Annotated in this window: 15 protein-coding genes and 1 pseudogene; 9 read left to right on the top strand and 7 right to left on the bottom strand. The window is 52.8% G+C overall.

The window, feature by feature from the left end; all coding sequences use genetic code 11:
* Nucleotides 1-5 precede the first annotated feature (5 nt).
* Entirely contained in the window at nucleotides 6-320 is a 315-nt protein-coding gene (locus GNG27_RS12400) for a PTS sugar transporter subunit IIB (protein WP_156263874.1), read from the bottom strand.
* Nucleotides 321-498: 178 nt separating this feature from the next.
* On the opposite strand from GNG27_RS12400, the gene GNG27_RS12395 reads away from it, so the two are divergent.
* The 5 genes from GNG27_RS12395 (at nucleotide 499) to manA (ending at nucleotide 8,195) form a co-directional block, all read left to right on the top strand.
* On the top strand, nucleotides 499-1,773 hold the full coding sequence (locus tag GNG27_RS12395; RefSeq protein ID WP_156263873.1) for a PTS sugar transporter subunit IIC: 1,275 nt from the start codon (nucleotides 499-501) through the stop codon (nucleotides 1,771-1,773).
* 241 nt (nucleotides 1,774-2,014) lie between these two features.
* Entirely contained in the window at nucleotides 2,015-3,349 is a 1,335-nt protein-coding gene (locus GNG27_RS12390; protein ID WP_156263872.1) for a carbohydrate porin, read from the top strand.
* Nucleotides 3,350-3,361: 12 nt separating this feature from the next.
* Nucleotides 3,362-5,557: a CBM35 domain-containing protein gene (locus GNG27_RS12385; RefSeq protein ID WP_156263871.1), complete on the top strand. Its 2,196-nt coding sequence runs from the start codon at nucleotides 3,362-3,364 to the stop codon at nucleotides 5,555-5,557.
* A 50-nt stretch (nucleotides 5,558-5,607) separates the two neighbouring features.
* On the top strand, nucleotides 5,608-7,017 hold the full coding sequence (locus GNG27_RS12380) for a glycoside hydrolase family 1 protein (protein ID WP_156263870.1): 1,410 nt from the start codon (nucleotides 5,608-5,610) through the stop codon (nucleotides 7,015-7,017).
* Entirely contained in the window at nucleotides 7,014-8,195 is a 1,182-nt protein-coding gene (gene manA / locus GNG27_RS12375) for a mannose-6-phosphate isomerase, class I (protein WP_156263869.1), read from the top strand. Before GNG27_RS12380 ends, manA begins: the two co-directional genes overlap by 4 nt.
* Nucleotides 8,196-8,272: 77 nt before the next feature.
* Here manA and GNG27_RS12370 read toward each other — a convergent pair whose 3' ends face one another.
* Nucleotides 8,273-9,538, bottom strand: a complete 1,266-nt coding sequence (locus GNG27_RS12370; RefSeq protein ID WP_156263868.1) for a Y-family DNA polymerase — start codon at nucleotides 9,536-9,538, stop codon at nucleotides 8,273-8,275.
* 240 nt (nucleotides 9,539-9,778) lie between these two features.
* Between GNG27_RS12370 and GNG27_RS12365 the strand changes: the two are divergent.
* Nucleotides 9,779-9,874, top strand: a pseudogene (locus GNG27_RS12365) (DUF4113 domain-containing protein); the annotation flags it as partial.
* Nucleotides 9,875-10,312: 438 nt separating this feature from the next.
* Here the strand turns inward: GNG27_RS12365 and GNG27_RS12360 are convergent.
* Nucleotides 10,313-10,990, bottom strand: a complete 678-nt coding sequence (locus GNG27_RS12360; protein ID WP_156263867.1) for an SOS response-associated peptidase — start codon at nucleotides 10,988-10,990, stop codon at nucleotides 10,313-10,315.
* Nucleotides 10,991-11,097: 107 nt separating this feature from the next.
* Between GNG27_RS12360 and GNG27_RS12355 the strand changes: the two genes are divergently transcribed.
* Entirely contained in the window at nucleotides 11,098-11,901 is an 804-nt protein-coding gene (locus GNG27_RS12355) for a DMT family transporter (RefSeq protein ID WP_231600392.1), read from the top strand.
* A 5-nt stretch (nucleotides 11,902-11,906) separates the two neighbouring features.
* Here the strand turns inward: GNG27_RS12355 and GNG27_RS12350 are convergent, their stop codons facing one another.
* Both GNG27_RS12350 and GNG27_RS12345 read right to left on the bottom strand, forming a co-directional pair.
* Nucleotides 11,907-13,712 carry a glycoside hydrolase family 15 protein gene (locus GNG27_RS12350; RefSeq protein WP_231600391.1) on the bottom strand — a complete coding sequence of 602 codons (1,806 nt, stop codon included), beginning with the start codon at nucleotides 13,710-13,712 and terminating at the stop codon, nucleotides 11,907-11,909.
* A 146-nt stretch (nucleotides 13,713-13,858) separates the two neighbouring features.
* Nucleotides 13,859-14,245, bottom strand: coding sequence for a helix-turn-helix domain-containing protein (locus GNG27_RS12345; RefSeq protein WP_142489608.1), 387 nt, complete (start codon nucleotides 14,243-14,245; stop codon nucleotides 13,859-13,861).
* A 112-nt stretch (nucleotides 14,246-14,357) separates the two neighbouring features.
* Between GNG27_RS12345 and GNG27_RS12340 the strand changes: the two genes are divergently transcribed.
* The gene (locus tag GNG27_RS12340; RefSeq protein WP_142489607.1) at nucleotides 14,358-15,407 is read left to right on the top strand and encodes an NAD(P)-dependent alcohol dehydrogenase; all 1,050 of its coding nucleotides are present in this window, start codon (nucleotides 14,358-14,360) and stop codon (nucleotides 15,405-15,407) included.
* Nucleotides 15,408-15,533: 126 nt separating this feature from the next.
* Here GNG27_RS12340 and catA read toward each other — a convergent pair whose 3' ends face one another.
* On the bottom strand, nucleotides 15,534-16,211 hold the full coding sequence (catA, locus tag GNG27_RS12335) for a type A chloramphenicol O-acetyltransferase (protein ID WP_142489606.1): 678 nt from the start codon (nucleotides 16,209-16,211) through the stop codon (nucleotides 15,534-15,536).
* Between the two features lie 344 nt (nucleotides 16,212-16,555).
* On the opposite strand from catA, the gene GNG27_RS12330 reads away from it, so the two are divergent.
* Nucleotides 16,556-17,038 (top strand): glutathione peroxidase, encoded by a 483-nt coding sequence (locus tag GNG27_RS12330; RefSeq protein ID WP_142489605.1) that lies wholly within the window; start codon nucleotides 16,556-16,558, stop codon nucleotides 17,036-17,038.
* A 76-nt stretch (nucleotides 17,039-17,114) separates the two neighbouring features.
* On the opposite strand, the gene GNG27_RS12325 is transcribed toward GNG27_RS12330, so the two are convergent.
* Entirely contained in the window at nucleotides 17,115-18,146 is a 1,032-nt protein-coding gene (locus tag GNG27_RS12325) for a methionine synthase (RefSeq protein WP_142489604.1), read from the bottom strand.
* Between the last annotated feature and the right edge of the window lie 25 nt (nucleotides 18,147-18,171).

The following is an 18,171-nucleotide window of genomic DNA, read 5'->3' as shown; positions in this document are numbered from 1 at the left end:
GTCCTTTAGTTATTTTTTTCAATCAGTGAAAGGGCAAAATCTAAAACTGCGCCTCCCTTTTGCATGCCGTAATCCATCATGTTGATGGGCTCGACCTTGATTCCATAGGGGTTGGCTTTGTTCTGAAGATCTTTTTGCATGTACTTCACCTGTGGTCCCAGCAGCACCACCTGATAATTCCCCACCTGTTGTTCAAACTCCGCGACCCCAAAGGCTTTGATATCAACGGACAAGCTGCGTTTTTCAGCCTCTTCCAACATTTTTTTAACCAGAAGGCTGGTAGACATTCCGGCGGAACAGCAAAGCATGATTTTCTTCATAAAAACTCCTGACCAGGTAATAACGATGAGCGGACTATAATCTTTACGGATTCAAAACGGAAAGCGCTTTCCGTATGCGGATCCATTAAATGTGAGCGCGATCACCTGATGCAGGCTTTTACTTTGTCGGGATGTAGGGGATGATCGCCGAACTTTCCTGTCCTCTATAGGCCTCGCCATGAGCATTCAGTTTATGAATGTTGCTGTGACACTGATTGAGCAGCGCGTTACTCCTTTTGCCAACCTACTCACCCGCAGCCCCCACATAACAGCGATGCGGGACAGCTTTGCGCTGGCGATGCCGTTTGTCATAGTGGGTAGCGTGATGGTTCCCCTTATCTTTCCGCCATTTTCCGTTAATCCCGGTGCGTGGTATGGCGCGGCATATCAGGCCATTCGGCCGATGCTGCTGCCGACGTTTGAATTGACCATTGGGCTCGTAGCGCTGATCATTGCTTTTGGCGCCAGTGCCAGTCTGGGCAAGCAGTATCAGCTGCCGGAACGGCTTTCTGGCCTGACGGGATGCCTGGCCTTTCTGGTATTTATCGGTTTCAAAGAGACGGATAACAGCAATGCTTTTCTTGGTGGGATTGGGATATTTAGCGCTTTAATATCAAGCTTCTACACGATTGAAGTAATGCGGCTCTTTTACCGGCGTGGCTGGTGTATCCGCCTGCCGGAGGAGGTTCCGGTGATGACGCGCAATGGTTTCCAGCTTCTGATGCCTCTCCTCGCCATCATGCTTTCTATTACCCTGGTTAATGCACTTCTGAAGCAGAACACCGGCATGATTTTACCGGACATGATAAGCGAAGCTTTTCGTCCGCTCATCATCGCCTCAGATACGCTCACCGCTCTTATTATTTCTATTGTTATCTGCAACTTACTGTGGTTTATCGGCATACATGGCGCATTGATTGTCACCGGTATCATGAACCCTTTCTGGATGACTTATCTCTTTGAAAACCAACAGGCGCTGGCGAATAACGTGACGCCTCTACCTCATATCTATCTGCAGGGTTTCTGGGATTTTTATCTGCTAATCGGTGGGATTGGCTCAACGCTGCCGCTGATCTTCATGGCCCTGCGTAGTCGCTCGCGTCAGTTAAAAAGCGTCAGTAAAATCGGGCTTATTCCCTCGTTGTTTAATATTAATGAGCCGGTACTTTTTGGCTTTCCGATCATCCTTAATCCGTTGTTTTTAGTTCCATTTATTTGTGTTCCAGTGATAAATGCTTGTCTTGCCTGGTATCTTACTCACCTTGGGGTGCTTGACCGCGCGGTTGCGATGTTACCCTGGTCGATGCCCGCCCCGCTGGGTGCCGCCTGGTCAGCAAACGGCAGCTGGAAGAACCTGTTTATGTGTTTGTTCGCATTCTTCAATGCCTGGATGATTTACCGCCCGTTTTTCAACGTTTATGAACGGCAACTGGTAGAATCAGAAAGCAAATAATCCTCCGCTTTCCCTTATCTTTTCCAGCCAGCGCGCGTAAGCCGCTGGCTTTTAAATTCTCCCCTTCGAATATGTGTGATCAGCATCACGATTTATTTCCCATTATTTTTGATTATGTGATTTAAACCGGCAATTACGGAAAGCGCTTTCCATAATTGGATGTACATTTCCATTTTTGATCCGTAGATTTCCAGTCGCGCCATAAGACGCTCTTTCACTCAGAAAAAGAAAAAGGAAATTTATGAACAGGTTGAACCGATTAATACCTCTGGCTCTTCTCATCAACGCGGCTGTCTGCGGTATCGCGCAGGCAGAGCAGTACGACTTTAAACTGCACGGTTATATGCGTTCGGGCATTCTGGCGAACTCCGATGGCAACCGTGCTGACTCTGTCGGCCTGATGCCGGACGGCAAATGGCGTCTCGGCAATGAAGAAGATACGAAGATTGAACTGATCCCGCAGGTGACGCTGAAATCTGACGCCGGTCCGGTTGCCAAAATTCAGGCCAATATTACCCATCAGAGCAAATGCACCTCCGACTGGAACTGTCAGGACGATGACGGCAAAGAGGTACAGTTCCGTGAAGGGTACGTTGAATTAAGCAACCTGGATTTTGCGCCAGATGTGACGTTCTGGGGCGGCAAACGTTACAGCAGCTCGAACACCTCCAGCCACCAGTTTGACTGGGAGTACATTCAGTACAACGGTACGGGCGGCGGTTTTGACAATCTCGATCTTGGCTTCGCGCGTTTCGATGCGGGCGTTTACGCCTTCTCTACTACAGATGAAGCCAAAGCGTACCCGGTAGATAAAGGCGATCAGGGGTACCCGGATGACTACTCTCTCAACCTATGGTTGAAGAAAATTGGCGGCACGGGCTTTGACCTGGAGTTGATTGGCCACCACATGAACCGCAATGAAAACCACCCTACCTCTGCCGAAAAAGGCTATGGCGTTACAGGGGTCTACAACTTTGAAGGTTTCTGGGGTCTGACGGGGGGATATTCCAAAGTGGTGATGCAGTACGGCCGGGGGCTAGCGGCGGGTGACTCGCTGGGCAAAAACGGCTGGGGCTGGGCAAACCTGGATGATACCCAATCCTGGCGTGTGATCCTGGACAGCATGGCTTCTCTGGGCAGAGTCGATATATCGACCTTTGCTTATTACCAGAAAGACAAAAACTACCGTTGGTGGAGCAGCGATGCTGATGGTTGGGGCCGTACCAGTTGGGTTGCTGGAGTGCGTCCATATCATCAGATAACCAAAAACTTCGCCATGCAGTATGAGCTGGGCTACGAATATCTCGATGACGAAAACTATAAAGGCGTCAACGGGAAAGGCAAAGGCGGTCTGACCAAAGTGACCATCGCCCCGACGCTGACCTTTGAATCGGGATACTGGAATCGGCCACAGTTGCGCTTCTTTGTAACCTACGCGAAGTGGGATAAAGGCGTCTCTGATGCCCTGGACGGTAACTATAACTGGGATACCAACACTCTCTCCGCCGGTGGCTATAGCCGCAGCGGTGAGAGTGACACGGTGAACTTCGGCGTTCAGGCTGAAGTGTGGTTCTAAGGAGAGAATAAAATGATTCAACCTATCCAAAAAATATTGTTAGTTTCACTGCTCTCTGCGCTGGGCTGCGCGGGAGCGATGGCGGCAGAACAGTCGCATTTCGAGCACTTCATTACGCGTGATGGCGCGAAGCTAATGGACGGTGAAACGACCTTCCGTTTTGCTGGCATTCACGCACCGGAACTGCATCGCATCGAAGATGATGCCCGCGGTGTCTGTAAAGCTGACCCGCGCGGCTGGGGGCAATATTTCAAATGGCCGACGCCGGAAGAACAGGCGAACTGGATCAAAGCCATGGTGGCAACAGGTGCGAAAGCGCAGCGTGTTTATGTGCTCTCCGTTCAACAGGAAAACGATACTGCCTGTGAACGCGAAACGCACATCCTGGCCCCGCTAAGCACGGATGGTATGCCTCGGCTTAATGAAAAAGCGATGAAGGTCTATGACAACATGATCGCCGAAGCCGACAAACAGGGGTTACGCCTGATTTTACCTTTTATCGATCACTGGTGGTGGTGGGGAGGACGTGAGCAACTTGCGGCCTTCTACAATGAAAAGCCAGAAGATTTTTACCGCACCGACAGCAAAACCTACAGAGCCTATCAGGACGTTATCCGCCAGGTTATCACCCGTACGAACACCGTGACGGGGCGTGCTTATTCTGATGAGAAGGCGATCATGGCCTGGGAAACAGGCAACGAACTGGAGGACACCAATGCCGCGTTCCTGCATGAGACGGCGGCGTGGATCCGCAAATGGGCGCCAAATCAGCTGATCGTTGATGGTACCTACAAGAAGATTAACGAATTTGCGTTAAGCGATCCGAACGTCGATATCGTCAGCAATCATTACTACACCAATGCCGATAACAATCATCCCGATCAGGTGCGTAAAGACCTGACCGCTATTGGCGGTAAGAAAGCCTATCTGGTCGGGGAATTTGGCCTGCTTGACCATACGCAACTCAACGACATTATGCAGTCAATTGTTCATAGCGAGTTCAGTGGCGCGCAGGCAGTCGGGGGATTCATCTGGGGCTTCCGTGGGCATCGCCATGAGGGGGGCTTCTACTGGCACAAGGAGCATACCGGCCACTACAGCTACCACCTGCCAGGTTTCCCTGTTGAAGGGAAAGCTAACCAGGAGATGGAGGTCGTGGATTTGGTGCGAAAAGCCTCGGCGCAGATGGCAGGCCTGAGTAAGGTTCCGCCGTTGCCGGTTCCTGACGCACCAGTACTGCGCGGGACCGATTCACCGTTCGCCATCAACTGGATGGGCGCAGCCGTCGGACGTAGCTATGACGTTGAACGTGCTGAGGCGGAGACCGGTCCATGGACGCGGGTTGGAGAGAACATCTCAGACGGAGTAAATGAGTGGAACCCGGCAACCATGGATCTGTTCCGCGATGATTACCGCAGTTTGCAACTGGGGAAAACCTACTACTACCGCGTCACTGCTAAAAACGAGAGTGGAGCCTCCTCGCCGTCCAACGTGATCGGTGTGAAACACACGCAGCAGAACCAGGCTCCGGTGGTCACCCTCGAAGATGCCCTGACGGCCACACTGGATAAAGGCGTGTGGTTGCAGGCGGCATGGATGGACGACAACCTGCCGGACCGCGAGGTAAAAGTTGGCTGGGAGAGCGGGGAAAATGCGAACGTACATTTCTGCGATGCGACGAAAGCGCACACCCGAGCATGGTTCTCCGCGCCGGGTGAGTATGCGCTGACCTTTACAGCCGACGATGGCCTGTTGAAAAGCAGTAAAACTGCCAGTGTCACGGTAAAAAAGGCGCTGGGAGAAGTTCCCGCGGATTACTGCCACTTTGCCGGAGGTGTGCTGGAAGTGGACAAAGGCAAACTGCACGTGGTGAAGAGTAAAGAAAATGCCCTCGCCATTGATGACGATGGCTTCCTTGGCCCCTTTGCCAATGAGGGGGATAAGGTGAGCTGGCAGGTTAACGTGCCCTGGGAGGGGCAATATACCCTGCGCGTCACTTTTAGCGGTAAGTGGGGCGGTAAAAAGAACTCTTTCGTGGTGAACAGCGGTGCGCCAGTTGCTATTGAGTTCCCACAGACCGACGAAAAAGGCCAGCAACTGGCGATCCCGGTGACGCTGAAAGCCGGTAAAAACAGCATCGATTTTGGTCGTTTCGCCGGCGACTGGGGCTACATGTTTATCAAATCTATCGAAGTATACGCAGAGTAGTGTTTTTGACCGCGTCCATCGGGCGCGGTTTTTTTATTAACGGAGGCGTCATGACCCGGTATTCATTCCCGAACGGTTTTTTATGGGGTGCAGCAGCATCTGGCCCACAAACGGAAGGCACGGCAGGTAAACAGCATTGTTCAATATGGGATAGCTGGTTTTCTGAAGAACCCCAGCGTTTTTATCAGCAAACAGGTCCCCAACGTGTTTGCGAGACTTACACCAAATATAAAGAAGATGTCGCCCTGATGAAGCAGACAGGGTTTAACTCTTTCCGGACCTCTATCCAGTGGTCACGCCTGATCGACGACTTTGAATCCGGAGAGCCGAACGCCGATGCCGTTCGCTTCTATAACGACTATCTCGATGAGATGATCGCCAACGGTATCGAGCCGATGGTCAACCTGTATCACTTTGATATGCCAGAGATACTGCAGAAAAAATATGGTGGCTTTGAATCTGCGCATGTGGCGGAATTGTTTGCCCGTTTCGCACGTACCGCTTTCTCTTTGTTCGGCCACAAAGTGAAATACTGGATCACCTTCAACGAGCCGATTGTCCCGGTGGAAGGTGGGTATTTGTATGACTTCCACTATCCGTGTAAAAAAGACGGGAAGCTGGCGGTACAGGTCGCCTTTAATATTATGCTGGCCCATGCGAAAGCGGTGCAGGTGTTCCGTGAGCGAGCAGAGAGCGGCGAAATTGGCGTGGTACTGAATCTGACACCGACCTACACACGTAGTGATTCAGCGGAAGATATAAAGGCGGCCTGGTATGCCGACCTGCTGTTTAACCGCAGCTTCCTTGATCCCCTGGTTAAACACCAGTTCCCAAAAGAGCTGTGCGAGCTTCTGGCGTTTCACCACTGTCTGCCAGAGGCGGCCCCGGAAGACGTGCGTCTGATTACCGACTCCAGAATTGATTTTCTCGGCGTGAACTATTACGTACCACGCCGCGTTCAGGCGCGAGAATCAGCTTACACGCTCGACTACTTCTCCCCGGAATATTACTTCGAGAACTATGTTGATCCGAACGGACGCTTTAACCCTTACCGCGATAATAATGAAATCCTTCCCGTTGCTATCTACGATATTGCCCGCAATATTCGCGACAATTACGGCAATATTAAGTGGTATCTCGCTGAGATTGGTATCGCGATGGATCTGGAATCAGAAGGTCCGGTACAAGCCGACGGTGTCATTGATGACAGTTTCCGCATCAGGTTAATGAAAGAACATCTGGTGCAACTCCACCACGCCATTCGCGATGGAGCAAACTGCTTTGGTGTTCACCAGTGGACGTTTATCGATAACTGGTCGTGGATAAACGCCTTCAAGCGCCGCTACGGATTTTATCGTCTGGATCTGGAAACGGGTGAGCGCTGCATTAAGCGTAATGCGCTGTGGTTCCGGGAGCTGGCGTTGAGCAATCAATTCAGCAGCGAGGACACGCCATCATGAGTCGGGCCTATTTTTATCCGCTTACCAATGTAGTAAAAAATTATCCCTGGGGAAGCCGACACGCGCTAAATCAGCGTTTCAACATTCTGAACCCGGACGATCAACCGCAGGCCGAACTGTGGATGGGGGTTCATCCGGCAGGGATTTCATATGTGAAAAACGCGCAGGGAATGGTGGCGCTCTCTGATTTACTGGCTTCAGAGCCAGTGGCAATGCTTGGCGAGGTAACGCATAAGCGTTTTAAAGACTTACCCTTTTTGCTGAAAATCCTTGCCGCTGAAAGGGCGTTGTCCATTCAGGTTCACCCCACTAAAACGCAGGCTGAACGTGGGTTTGCGCGCGTGCAGCAGTTGAAAGATGGTGAGGTGCCGGATTATAACGACGCGAACCACAAACCGGAGCTGGTCTACGCCATCACCCCATTTGTGGCGATGAACGGCTTTCGTGATGCGAAAACGATTGCCGCGAACCTGGCTGCGCTGGATATCCCCGAGCTAAAGATCATTGCCACAAGTCTGCTCGCACAGCCGGACGGTGAAGGATTACGCACATTCTTCACCGCCATAATGCAACTCCCTCCCGCCCTCAAAACGCAGGCCATCACGCAGGCGGTCGCGCGGGGAGAGGCGCTTTACGGTGAGGTGACTGGCGGGATTTTCCGGCGCTTACAGCAACACTATCCGGATGATACTGGCGTGCTGGCACCGCTGTTCCTCAACTGTATTACTCTGCAACCCGGCGAAGCGATGTTTCTTTATCCGGGTACATTGCATGCCTATGTTCACGGCATGGCAATTGAGGTGATGGCCAGTTCCGACAACGTGCTACGCGCTGGGCTCACCCCTAAGAAGATCAATCTGGACGAGTTGATTCAGTGCACCAACTTCACACCGACCGCGGCAGCCTCGCTGCGTATGTTACCGGAGCAGCATGCCGCAGAAGCGCGCTATCCTGTTCCGGTTGAGGATTTCCGTTTCAGTATTTTCACTGCGGTGGACAATCAAATGATAATGACATCCAGCGCTGAAATTGTGTTAGTGATTGAGGGTGCCGCGACATTAAGCCATGCCAGCGGCGAGAGCCTTTTGCTTCACGTCGGGCAGTCAGCGTTTATCCCTGCCTCCACTGGACAATGGCTGCTGACTACGACAGGGAAAGTCGGTCGAGTATCGTGTTAATGTGAAATCAGAGGGGGCACAGCCCCCTCATTAGTGTTTGCTTAATTAATCCGTTCAGCCATGGAGAGCTACCTGTCTCACTTAACGATGGGGAGATCAGTATATCGGGTGGTATATCGCGGAGAGAGCATTTCCCGCTTCATCTGCCATTGTTGCTGGATCCCTTGTCCGGCAAAATAAAGCGTCCCATGCCCGTTTTTAGCGTTCAGATAATCCAGGACATTCATCAGTTTCTGGCTATTTTTACGGGGTGGGTTTTCGTCAAACAGATTAAGTTGTGCGACGCCCTGGCTATAAAAATCTCCCAGCATGACGCCCGCTTTCTGATACCGATGTCCGTTTTTCCAGATTACATCCAGGCAGCGGGTTGCCGCGCCGATAATATCTCTGCTGTCCTGGGTCGGAGTGAGCAGCGTTACCGATGCGCTATTACCGTAATACGGTTCGTTAATTGTGAACGGAGAGGTTTTAACAAATGCCGATATAAATCGACAATGCTGATGCTCATTACGTAGTTTCTCTGCTGCCCGGGTCGCATAACTACAGATGGCCTCGCGCATCTCTTCATATTCTGTGATGCGGCTGCCGAATGACCGAGAACAGATAATCTCCTGCTTTACGGACGGGAACTCTTCCAGCTCAAGGCAGGGTTCACCGCGTAATTCACGGACCGTTCTCTCAAGCACGACGCTGAAGTGTTTTCTGATGAACCCTATATCGGTATCTGCCAGCTGTAATACGGTTTTGATACCCATACTTTCAAGTCTTTTTGTCAGGCGGCGGCCTACACCCCAAACATCTTCGACGGGCAGCGCTGCCATCAGTTTTCTCTGACGATCCATATCCGATAAGTCAACCACACCTCCGGTCTGCCGCTGCCATCGTTTTGCCGCATGATTCGCCAGTTTCGCCAAGGTTTTAGTCTGTGCGATTCCTACCCCAACGGTCAGATGCGTGCGCTGTAAAACAGTGGCTCTGATTTCACGGCCAAACTCGGTAAGATCGCGACAGTTACGTATACCTGTAAGGTCACAAAAAAGCTCGTCAATTGAGTATCTTTCGCAGCGGGGGGACATCTCTTCAAGCGTGGTCATCACCCGGTTGGACATATCTGCGTAGAGTTCATAATTGCTACTGAAGCAAACCACCCCATGATGTCTGAAAAGATCTTTTTGTTTGAAATATGGCTCACCCATTTTCACAAAGGGTTTCGCTTCTGCAGAACGTGCGATAACACAACCGTCGTTATTTGATAAAACGACGACTGGCCGGCCCTTCAGGTCCGGGCGAAAAACGGTTTCGCAGGAAGCATAGAAAGAGTTCACATCGCAGAGTGCAAACATGATCAGCTCCAGATTTTCACGACATCGGTCTGTGCGGGGCCCGGTAAAGCGCAGGGAATAAAATCACTGAACATACGCAATGCCACGATCTGGTGTAACCCGGTAGAAATGAAAAACAGCATTATGCTTACCGCTAAATTTACTGTGTTTATATACAGTATTGTATGTCGGTAGCAAAGATCAAGGGGCGGGAACCTTCTGGACACTTCGGCTGTTGGTAGGTCATGGCGGCGAGATAGTGCGGGGCAGGGCATCGAACAGCAATGGCAAATGAAAAGAGAGATGTTATCTCCCCGATATACCACGCGTTTTTCTGATTTATTACGGGTGAGATAAATCCTTATCCCGAAAATAATTTGCATATAAAAAAGAAATATAGGCGCAAAGGAAGTTTTTTAAACGATATATCCCTGGTCGATTGATATTTACGTTATGGTGGTCGTTCTATTCACCTGCCCGGAGGGGCTATTCCCAACCTAAAATTTGAGTGCCCGGTTTGCACAAGTAAGCGATTTCGTTTTACCACGTTTAGTCCAGCGCAAACCCAACCTCATGGTGCTGTTTGTTCCGTCTGTGGAACCCGACTCACTACCCACTCATGCGTGCCACTCCCGAAAAGGAGACGCTGGCCAAAACAGGTTGTTTAAGTGTAAAGCGGGGGCCTGATTCAGGCCCTCCTGGATATTATTTTGCCGCTTCGCTTACGACATTTTTATATTTTTTGGGTGTTAGTAAGTTCCAGAAATAATAGCTGTCAATGCCATTGACGTTATTTTACACCTCACCGATGTTCTCAATTAATTCTGGCCCCTGGTTTCTTATATTCCCCACCGCCCGGGTCACGGCATGCCAGTGGAACTGGTCTGCGGGGACGGCTCCCGTCTGCGCGATCTCTTCTGCCTCTTGCCCGCTCACCGTTTCGCGCAGCCATTCCCGCGCCGCCTCTGGCGTTAACACCAGCGGACGTCGGTCGTGGATATCTACCAGCCCTTTATCCGCCGCGGCGGTAACGATCAGAAATCCTTCAGCCTCATCCCCGCGTTCAAACGGCGTACTGCCGATGGCAGCCATAAAAATAGGTTGCCCGTCGGCGCGATAGAGAAAGTAAGGCTGCTTTTTATCCCCCTCTTTTTTCCACTCGAACCAGCCGTCGGCAAAGACAATTGCCCGGCCATGGTGCCACAGCGGTTTAAACATCCGGCTGCTGGCGGCGGTCTCCTGCCGGGCATTGATCAGCGGTGGCTTGTCCCACCAGCCGGGGGCGTAACCCCAGAAGACGGGGTCGAGATGCAACTGGTCCTCGCGCTCGCTGAGCAGTAAGACTTTGGTGCCGGGCGCGACGTTATAGCGCCCGATAGGTTCCGGATCGTAGGGGATGTTGCAATCCGCTTCATCGGCAAGAATGGCAAGGTACTCTTCCCGGGTCTGGGCCTGGGCGAAACGTCCACACATAGTCACCTCCGAAGGTTTGCTTAAGTATAGGATAGGGGGCATAGCTGAAGGGCTTCGGGCAGGTTTCACTTGTGAGATACGATATGACAGGAAAAATAATACTTACCATGCTGGCGTTTGCCGCGAACTCCGTCCTGTGCAGGGTGGCGCTGACCAGCGGATACATCGATCCGGCGACCTTCAGCGATGTGCGGATCGTCAGCGGGGCCCTGTTCCTGGTTATTCTGATGAGCGTCAGAAAAAAACCGGCATCGAAAATACATTATGACTGGCGCAGCGGCCTGGCCCTGACGCTGTATGTCCTGGCGATGTCCTGGTCCTATCTCCGGATCGATACCGGAACCGGGGCGCTGTTGCTGTTCGGCACCGTTCAGACGGCAATGGTTATCTATGGCTGGCGGCAGGGAGAAAAGGTCGGTGTACTGAAGGGGGCGGGGCTGTTTCTGGCGGTGGCAGGAACGGTGCTGCTTCTGCTCCCCGGCGCGCATGCCCCGGAACCGACCAGTGCGCTGATGATGATCGGCTCCGGGCTGGCCTGGGCCTACTACTCGGTGAAAGGGAAAAGCATGCCGGAGGCGATACCGGCAACGACGGGGAATTTTATACTGGCCGTGCCTTTCACCCTCATTCTCTCTCTTTTGCCGTCGGTGGAACGATTTGCCAGCGCGCCCGGACTGTTGTTAGCCATGACGTCCGGGGCGCTGGCCTCAGGCGCGGCCTATGCCCTGTGGTATACGCTGCTGCCGAGGATGAAAGCTATGACCGCCAGCACGGTTCAGCTGAGTGTTCCTTGCCTTGCCACCCTGGGTGGCGTGGCACTGCTGGGCGAAACATTCAGCCTGCGCATGTTGCTGTCGATGTGCGCCGTGCTGCTCGGCATCCTGATGGTTATCCGGGCGGGCCGCGCCTGAGGATATTATTTCTTCTCCCGTTGATGCTCGCTGATCGCCTGCGCCGCGCAGATCAGCGCGAGATGGCTCAGGCCCTGGGGCATGTTGCCGACCCACTCGCCGGTTCGGGTATCAAACATCTCATTGAAGGTTTCCACGTTGCCGCGGTGGCACAGCGTCTTAAGTATTTCATCCATGCTCTCTGCGGCAGCCGCCGGTTCGCCCATCGATGCCCAGGCCTCTGCCAGCCAGAATGAGCAGGCAATGAAGGTGCTTTCCTCCTGCTCAACGCCGCTGTAGCGATAGACCATCGCGCTGTTATGGCCCAGCTGCTGGTGGATAGCCTGATAGGTCAGCTTCATGCGTTTCGGGTTCACCTTCACGCCGTAGCGTGAAACCAGCGCCAGCGAGGCGTCCAGTTGCCCGCCGTCGCCAACGTAGAAGCAGTAGGACTGATGGGCTTCAGACCAGCAGTGCTTTTCCACCCAGTCGCGGATCCGGTCCCGCTCGCGTTCCCAGCGCGCCTTCCAGGTAGGTTCGATATGGCTGTGCTCCGCCAGCACCACGGCGCAGTCCAGCGCCAGCCAGCAGGACATTTTGGAGTGGGTGTAATGGCGCTCTTCCGGCAGCTCCCAGATCCCCGAGTCCTTCATGCGCCAGCGGTCGGCACACTGATTGGCAAGGTGTCCGAGGAAGCGCGAGGTGCCCGTATCCAGAATATGGCCCGCTTCGACAAACAGTTTTGCCACCCCAAGCATATCGGCATACATGCTCAGCTGGCGCTGGTTGCGGGCATTATTCCCTACCCGTACCGGCTGCGAATCCCGGTAGCCCTGGAGTTCTGCATACCGCTCTTCCGGGACCAGCTCGCCTTCGAGGGTGTAGCAGGCCTGCATTTCCGGGCCGTGCCTGATGATGGTTTTCGACAGCCAGGAAAAGGCCGCTTTACACTCTTCGAGGGTACCCAGATAGGTAAAGGCTTTGATAATCAGGCAGGCATCTCTCACCCAGGCAAAGCGGTAGTCGTAATTTTTCTTTCCACCGATCCCTTCCGGCAGGGAGGTGGTCGCGGCCGCGGCCAGCGCGCCGGTTGGCGAATACCAGAGGAACTTCAGCGCCAGCGCGGAGCGAATGACGTGATCTTTATAGAGGCCATCATATTTAAGCCCCTGGACCCAGTCCTGCCAGGCGGTATGGCTGGTTTCGATGCGGTTATCAATCGCCTGAATGTCCGGCACGGCCAGCGGTTCACTCTGGGTCACGAGCAGCGCGACAACCTCCCGGCTGCCCTTTTTAAGGGTGATCTCCGCTTCGATCTCTTCGTCATCAGCATGCGTAATGACGACGTTTTCACTGGTGTGCAGCATCGCCATCAGGTCGCCGATATGGTAAACGCTGCCCTTAAAGGTATCCGATCGCCAGGGCGATCGCGTTTCGACCATCGTCCCAAACCGCAAATGGAGCCTGAAAGGCACGGTGCCGCGCACGCCCTCAAGCCGCCGCGCCAGCTCACTCCAGGGCAGACGCCCCGCCAGCGTGCTGTTAATCGATTCGGTTAACAGCACCGTGCCGTCCTCCGTCTCAAAGCGGGTTTCCAGCACATTGCTGTCCTCGCGATAGGCGCGGGAGACGGTATAGTCAACCGCGGGCGTCAGGCTGAAAAAACCGCCGATGGTTGGGTCAAGCAGCCGATCGAAAAGGGGCGGGGAATCAAGATTGGGCGCGCTCCACCAGTCAATCGAGCCATCCGGGGCGATGAGCGCAACGGAGCGGCCCTCGCCGATCGCGGCATAATCTCCCAGACCAATGAACCCTTCCTCGCGTAAAGGCATTGTGTATTTAGCATTTTTCAAATGAGTCATCCCTTTAGTCTGGAGCAGCAGGCCGCGTTATCGTCACCTTGTGGTGGTGCATATAAAGCCTGGCATAATGTGATGAATATCGCGCTTTCAGGAGGAACATTTGAGAATTCAGCCCGTTAACTGAACGACGCCGCCTGATAACAGGCTTCCATTTGATCCAGTGCGGACTGATTTTCCAACCCCCACTGGTACATTTGCTCAATGGGTTCGGCAAAGGTTCTGCCGAGTGGGGTCAGGCGGTAATCGACTTTTGGTGGGACCACGTCATACACATGGCGGGCAATCAACCCTCGCTGCTCCAGCTCTTTGAGCGTCTGGAACAGCATTTTTTTGGAAATCCCCTGCAGGCTACGCTGTAACTCACCGGTACGGGCGCGTTCATCCGGCCAGTGATACAGCGCATGCAGCACCATTGAGCTCCATTTCACTGAAAAGAGCTCCATCAGGCGGCGCGGCGGCGAGTCCGCATAGAAAAAGAGTTTACCCTCAACCCAGGCTGGCATTGTTCTGTCCTCTGCTTATGGTCACCAAATGGTGACTACTATCAATATGGAACCCTGTTGACTATAGTCTGCCCCCTTGAGTTAGCCAGAACCAGCACATTCCTGAGGTAAGATGAAAATCAACGCATTAGTCGCCCATGACGCGGCACAACCCTTAACATCAGGCCAGATTTCGCTGCGCGCGTTACAAAAGCAGGATGTCAAAATCGAGATCCTCTTCTGCGGCGTGTGCCACTCCGATCTCCATATGGCGCGTAACGAATGGGCGGTTAGCCAGTATCCGCTGGTGCCGGGGCATGAGATTGTCGGGCGAGTCGTGGAGGTTGGGGACGAAGCCACCCGTTTTAAACCCGGTGATATCGTCGGTGTGGGCGTGATGGTCGACGCCTGCCGCGAGTGCCATTTCTGCAAGCACCACGAAGAGCAGTACTGTGAGGCGGGGTTTACCGCTACCTACAATGGTATTGATAAATATACCGGCGAAAGAACCCGCGGCGGCTATGCGCAGAGCGTGATTGTCGATCAGCATTTTGTGGTTTCTGTACCGCAAAACCTGCCGCTTGCCGGGGTTGCACCGCTGTTGTGTGCGGGCGTCACTGTCTGGTCGCCGCTGCGCCATTTCAACGTCAAAGCAGGCGATCGTGTGGGTGTTGTGGGGCTGGGGGGGTTAGGCCATATGGCAGTGAAGCTTGCCAGTGCGATGGGGGCGGAAGTGACGCTGTTTACGACCTCCCCGGAGAAGGGTAAAGATGCTCTTCGTCTGGGGGCAAAGCAGGTGGTGGTATCGCGCGATGCCGCGCAAATGGCTGCCTGCCAGACCTCGCTGGATTTTATCATTGACTGCGTAGCGGCACCGCACGATCTGGATCCCTATCTGGCAATGCTGAAAACCAATGGCCGCCTGGTGTTGGTAGGCATTCCGGACCAGCCGCACAACTCGCCGAATATTACGCCCATGGTGTTCCGGCGTTTAAGCATCAGCGGTTCGTCGATTGGCAGCATTCAGGAAACGCAGGAGATGTTGAACTTCTGCGGCGAACACAATATTACCGCTGATATTGAAACGATCGGTGGTGAGGATATCGAGGCTGCCTTTGCCCGTATGCTTAAGGGAGACGTTAAGTACCGCTTTGTCATTGATATGCAGGCTACGACCTGGTAGTGGAGCGGGAGTCTCGGGCGGCCATTGCAGGCCGCTTTGCGCCTGAGCGTAAATCAGTAGAGCAGACATGACGGCTATCGATGCTGCCCACTCCCTGTAAAAGGAGATATCAAGACGACTGGCGCATCAGGCATTGGGTCCCTCTGAAAGGTGCGGTAAGTCATCACATAACGCCTGCAATTCATTGAAGAGTCTTGCCACATGGAAACCATCGCACACGGAATGATGGACCTGAACGGCGACAGGCAACAGTACTTTCCCATCCTGGTTGAAATATTTTCCAAACGTGAACATAGGGGCAAAAAAGTTCTGCATGTTAGCCACGTTAATATTAAAACTGGTAAAACTTCCCCATGGAATAGACGAGACGAAAAATATATTTTCCGGAGATTCGCCCTTAGGCCAATAAGAAAGATTATTACCATAGCGCGCAACGTCTTCGGAATAAACCGTCTGGAAGTTTTGAATATTGCCATCGTACGGGCTCCATAATGATGAAAACGTCTCGGTTTCATTATGGAAAATGGTATAGCTTGGATGCACTTCCTTCCAAATGACAAGCTCATTATTCTTCATGGCCATACGAAATTCCGAATGGCTGTTTGCAATTTTAGAAAGAAGTGAAATCATAGTGGGGTAAAATCTCCAGCCCACCTCTTTGATATGTTTTAGCAGCACGGTAATATCTAAATTAACAGTTTGGTTAATTGTACTTTGAGCAAACGACTGAAATACCTCAAAATGCTCCTTCCTTGCCCAACGGGATAAATCAACAGTGGTATATTCCGGGATTGTTTTTTTCATTTTTCATCCTTATTAAGCAATCATATATCAGACTAAGTTTGTCATAAATTAAGCAAGGGTACAGGTCTCGAACCGTTTTGGTCGCGAACGCATTTGTGAGAGTAGCCTATCCTTATACAGGAGGAAAGAAAATGTTAAATGTTTAATATGTCAGATAATAAAAGTAGATTGTGCAATCTTCGGGTGTTTTCCTGTCGAGAAAATGCTCTGGAATATCCGCTCCTCCCTCATGATGGACCTGATAACCTTGCTTTTTGTTCGCTTCGCGCCAGAAGCAGACGTGTTAAAATCCAGATCCTATAATTCAGAAGTCCTGAAAAAGGTAATGCTTTGAGGTTTCCGACATGACGACCTTTCATCAACTTTCTGCCACCAGCCTGCGCGGCCAGCTCGTCTCTATGGCCGACTATGCAGGTAAGCTGGTTCTGGTGGTGAACACTGCCAGCCATTGTGGCTTCACACCCCAATACGCCGGCCTTGAAAAGCTCTATAAAAAGTATGCCGATCGGGGGCTGGTGGTGCTGGGTTTCCCCTGTAACCAGTTCGGTAAACAGGAGCCCGGCGGTGCCGACGATATTTCGCAGACCTGCCATATCAACTACGGTGTGAGCTTCCCGATGTTCGAGAAAGTAGAGGTCAACGGCGCGGCTACGCACCCGGTATTTCGCTATCTGAAAGAGGCGTTGCCCGGCGTGCTGGGGGGGCGGATCAAGTGGAACTTCACAAAGTTCCTGGTGGGGCGCGACGGCAAACCGCTGAAGCGTTTTGCACCGATCTCCACCCCGGAGAAGATGGAAGCCGCTATCCTTGCTGCACTTGAAATCTAAGTGGGCCAGAAAGGGAAGGCCGGGAGCGCTTCGCTTGCCCGGCCCGGATACTGCAACGGTTGCCCTGTGGCGGACCTTATTTTGTCGCCAGTTCTCTGCGGATAATCTCCGCCCCCGCGCTTAACGCGTTGAGCTTGCCGTTGGCAACCTGGCGGGATAACGGCGCCATCCCACAGTTGGTCGAAGGGTAGAGCTTGTCAGCATCAACGAACTGCAGCGCTTTGCGTAAGGTACTGGCTACTTCTTCTGGCGTCTCGATGGTATTGGTGGCTACATCGATGGCGCCAACCATCACTTTTTTACCGCGGATCAGCTCCAGCAGATCCATCGGCACGCGCGAGTTATGGCACTCCAGCGAGATGATATCGATGTTGGAGGTTTGCAGTTTAGGGAACGCCTCTTCATACTGCCGCCACTCTGAGCCCAGCGTCTTTTTCCAGTCGGTATTGGCTTTGATGCCATAGCCATAACAGATGTGCACCGCCGTTTCGCATTTCAGCCCTTCAATGGCTCTTTCTAACGCGGCGATCCCCCAGTCATTCACCTCATCGAAGAACACATTAAAGGCGGGTTCATCAAACTGGATAATATCCACCCCTGCCGCCTCTAGCTCTCTGGCTTCCTGGTTGAGAATTTTGGCGAACTCCCAGGCCAGCTTTTCGCGGCTTTTGTAGTGGTTGTCATAGAGAGTGTCGATCATCGTCATCGGGCCCGGCAACGCCCATTTGATCGGCTGCGTGGTGAGCTGACGTAAATATTTGGCATCTTCAACAAACACCGGCTTCTGGCGAGCCACGGCACCCACGACGGTCGGCACGCTGGCATCATAGCGATTACGGATTTTAACCACTTCGCGCTTCGCAAAATCGACGCCGCTGAGGTGCTCAATAAAGGTGGTGACGAAGTGCTGACGCGTTTGCTCACCGTCGCTGACGATATCAATGCCGGCCCGCAGCTGATCGTCGAGGGATAAACGCAGCGCATCCTGCTTACCGGCGAGTAATTCCTCATTCTCCAGCTTCCAGGGAGACCACAGGGTCTCCGGTTGGGCAAGCCAGGACGGTTTCGGCAAGCTGCCGGCAGTAGACGTGGGGAGCAATGTTTTCATAACAGGTGACCTTATTGTTTTAATT

The sequence above is a fragment of the Leclercia sp. 119287 genome, assembly GCF_009734485.1.
GTDB classification, from domain to species: Bacteria; Pseudomonadota; Gammaproteobacteria; order Enterobacterales; family Enterobacteriaceae; genus Enterobacter; species Enterobacter adecarboxylatus_C.
This window is presented reverse-complemented; position numbering and strand designations above follow the sequence as displayed.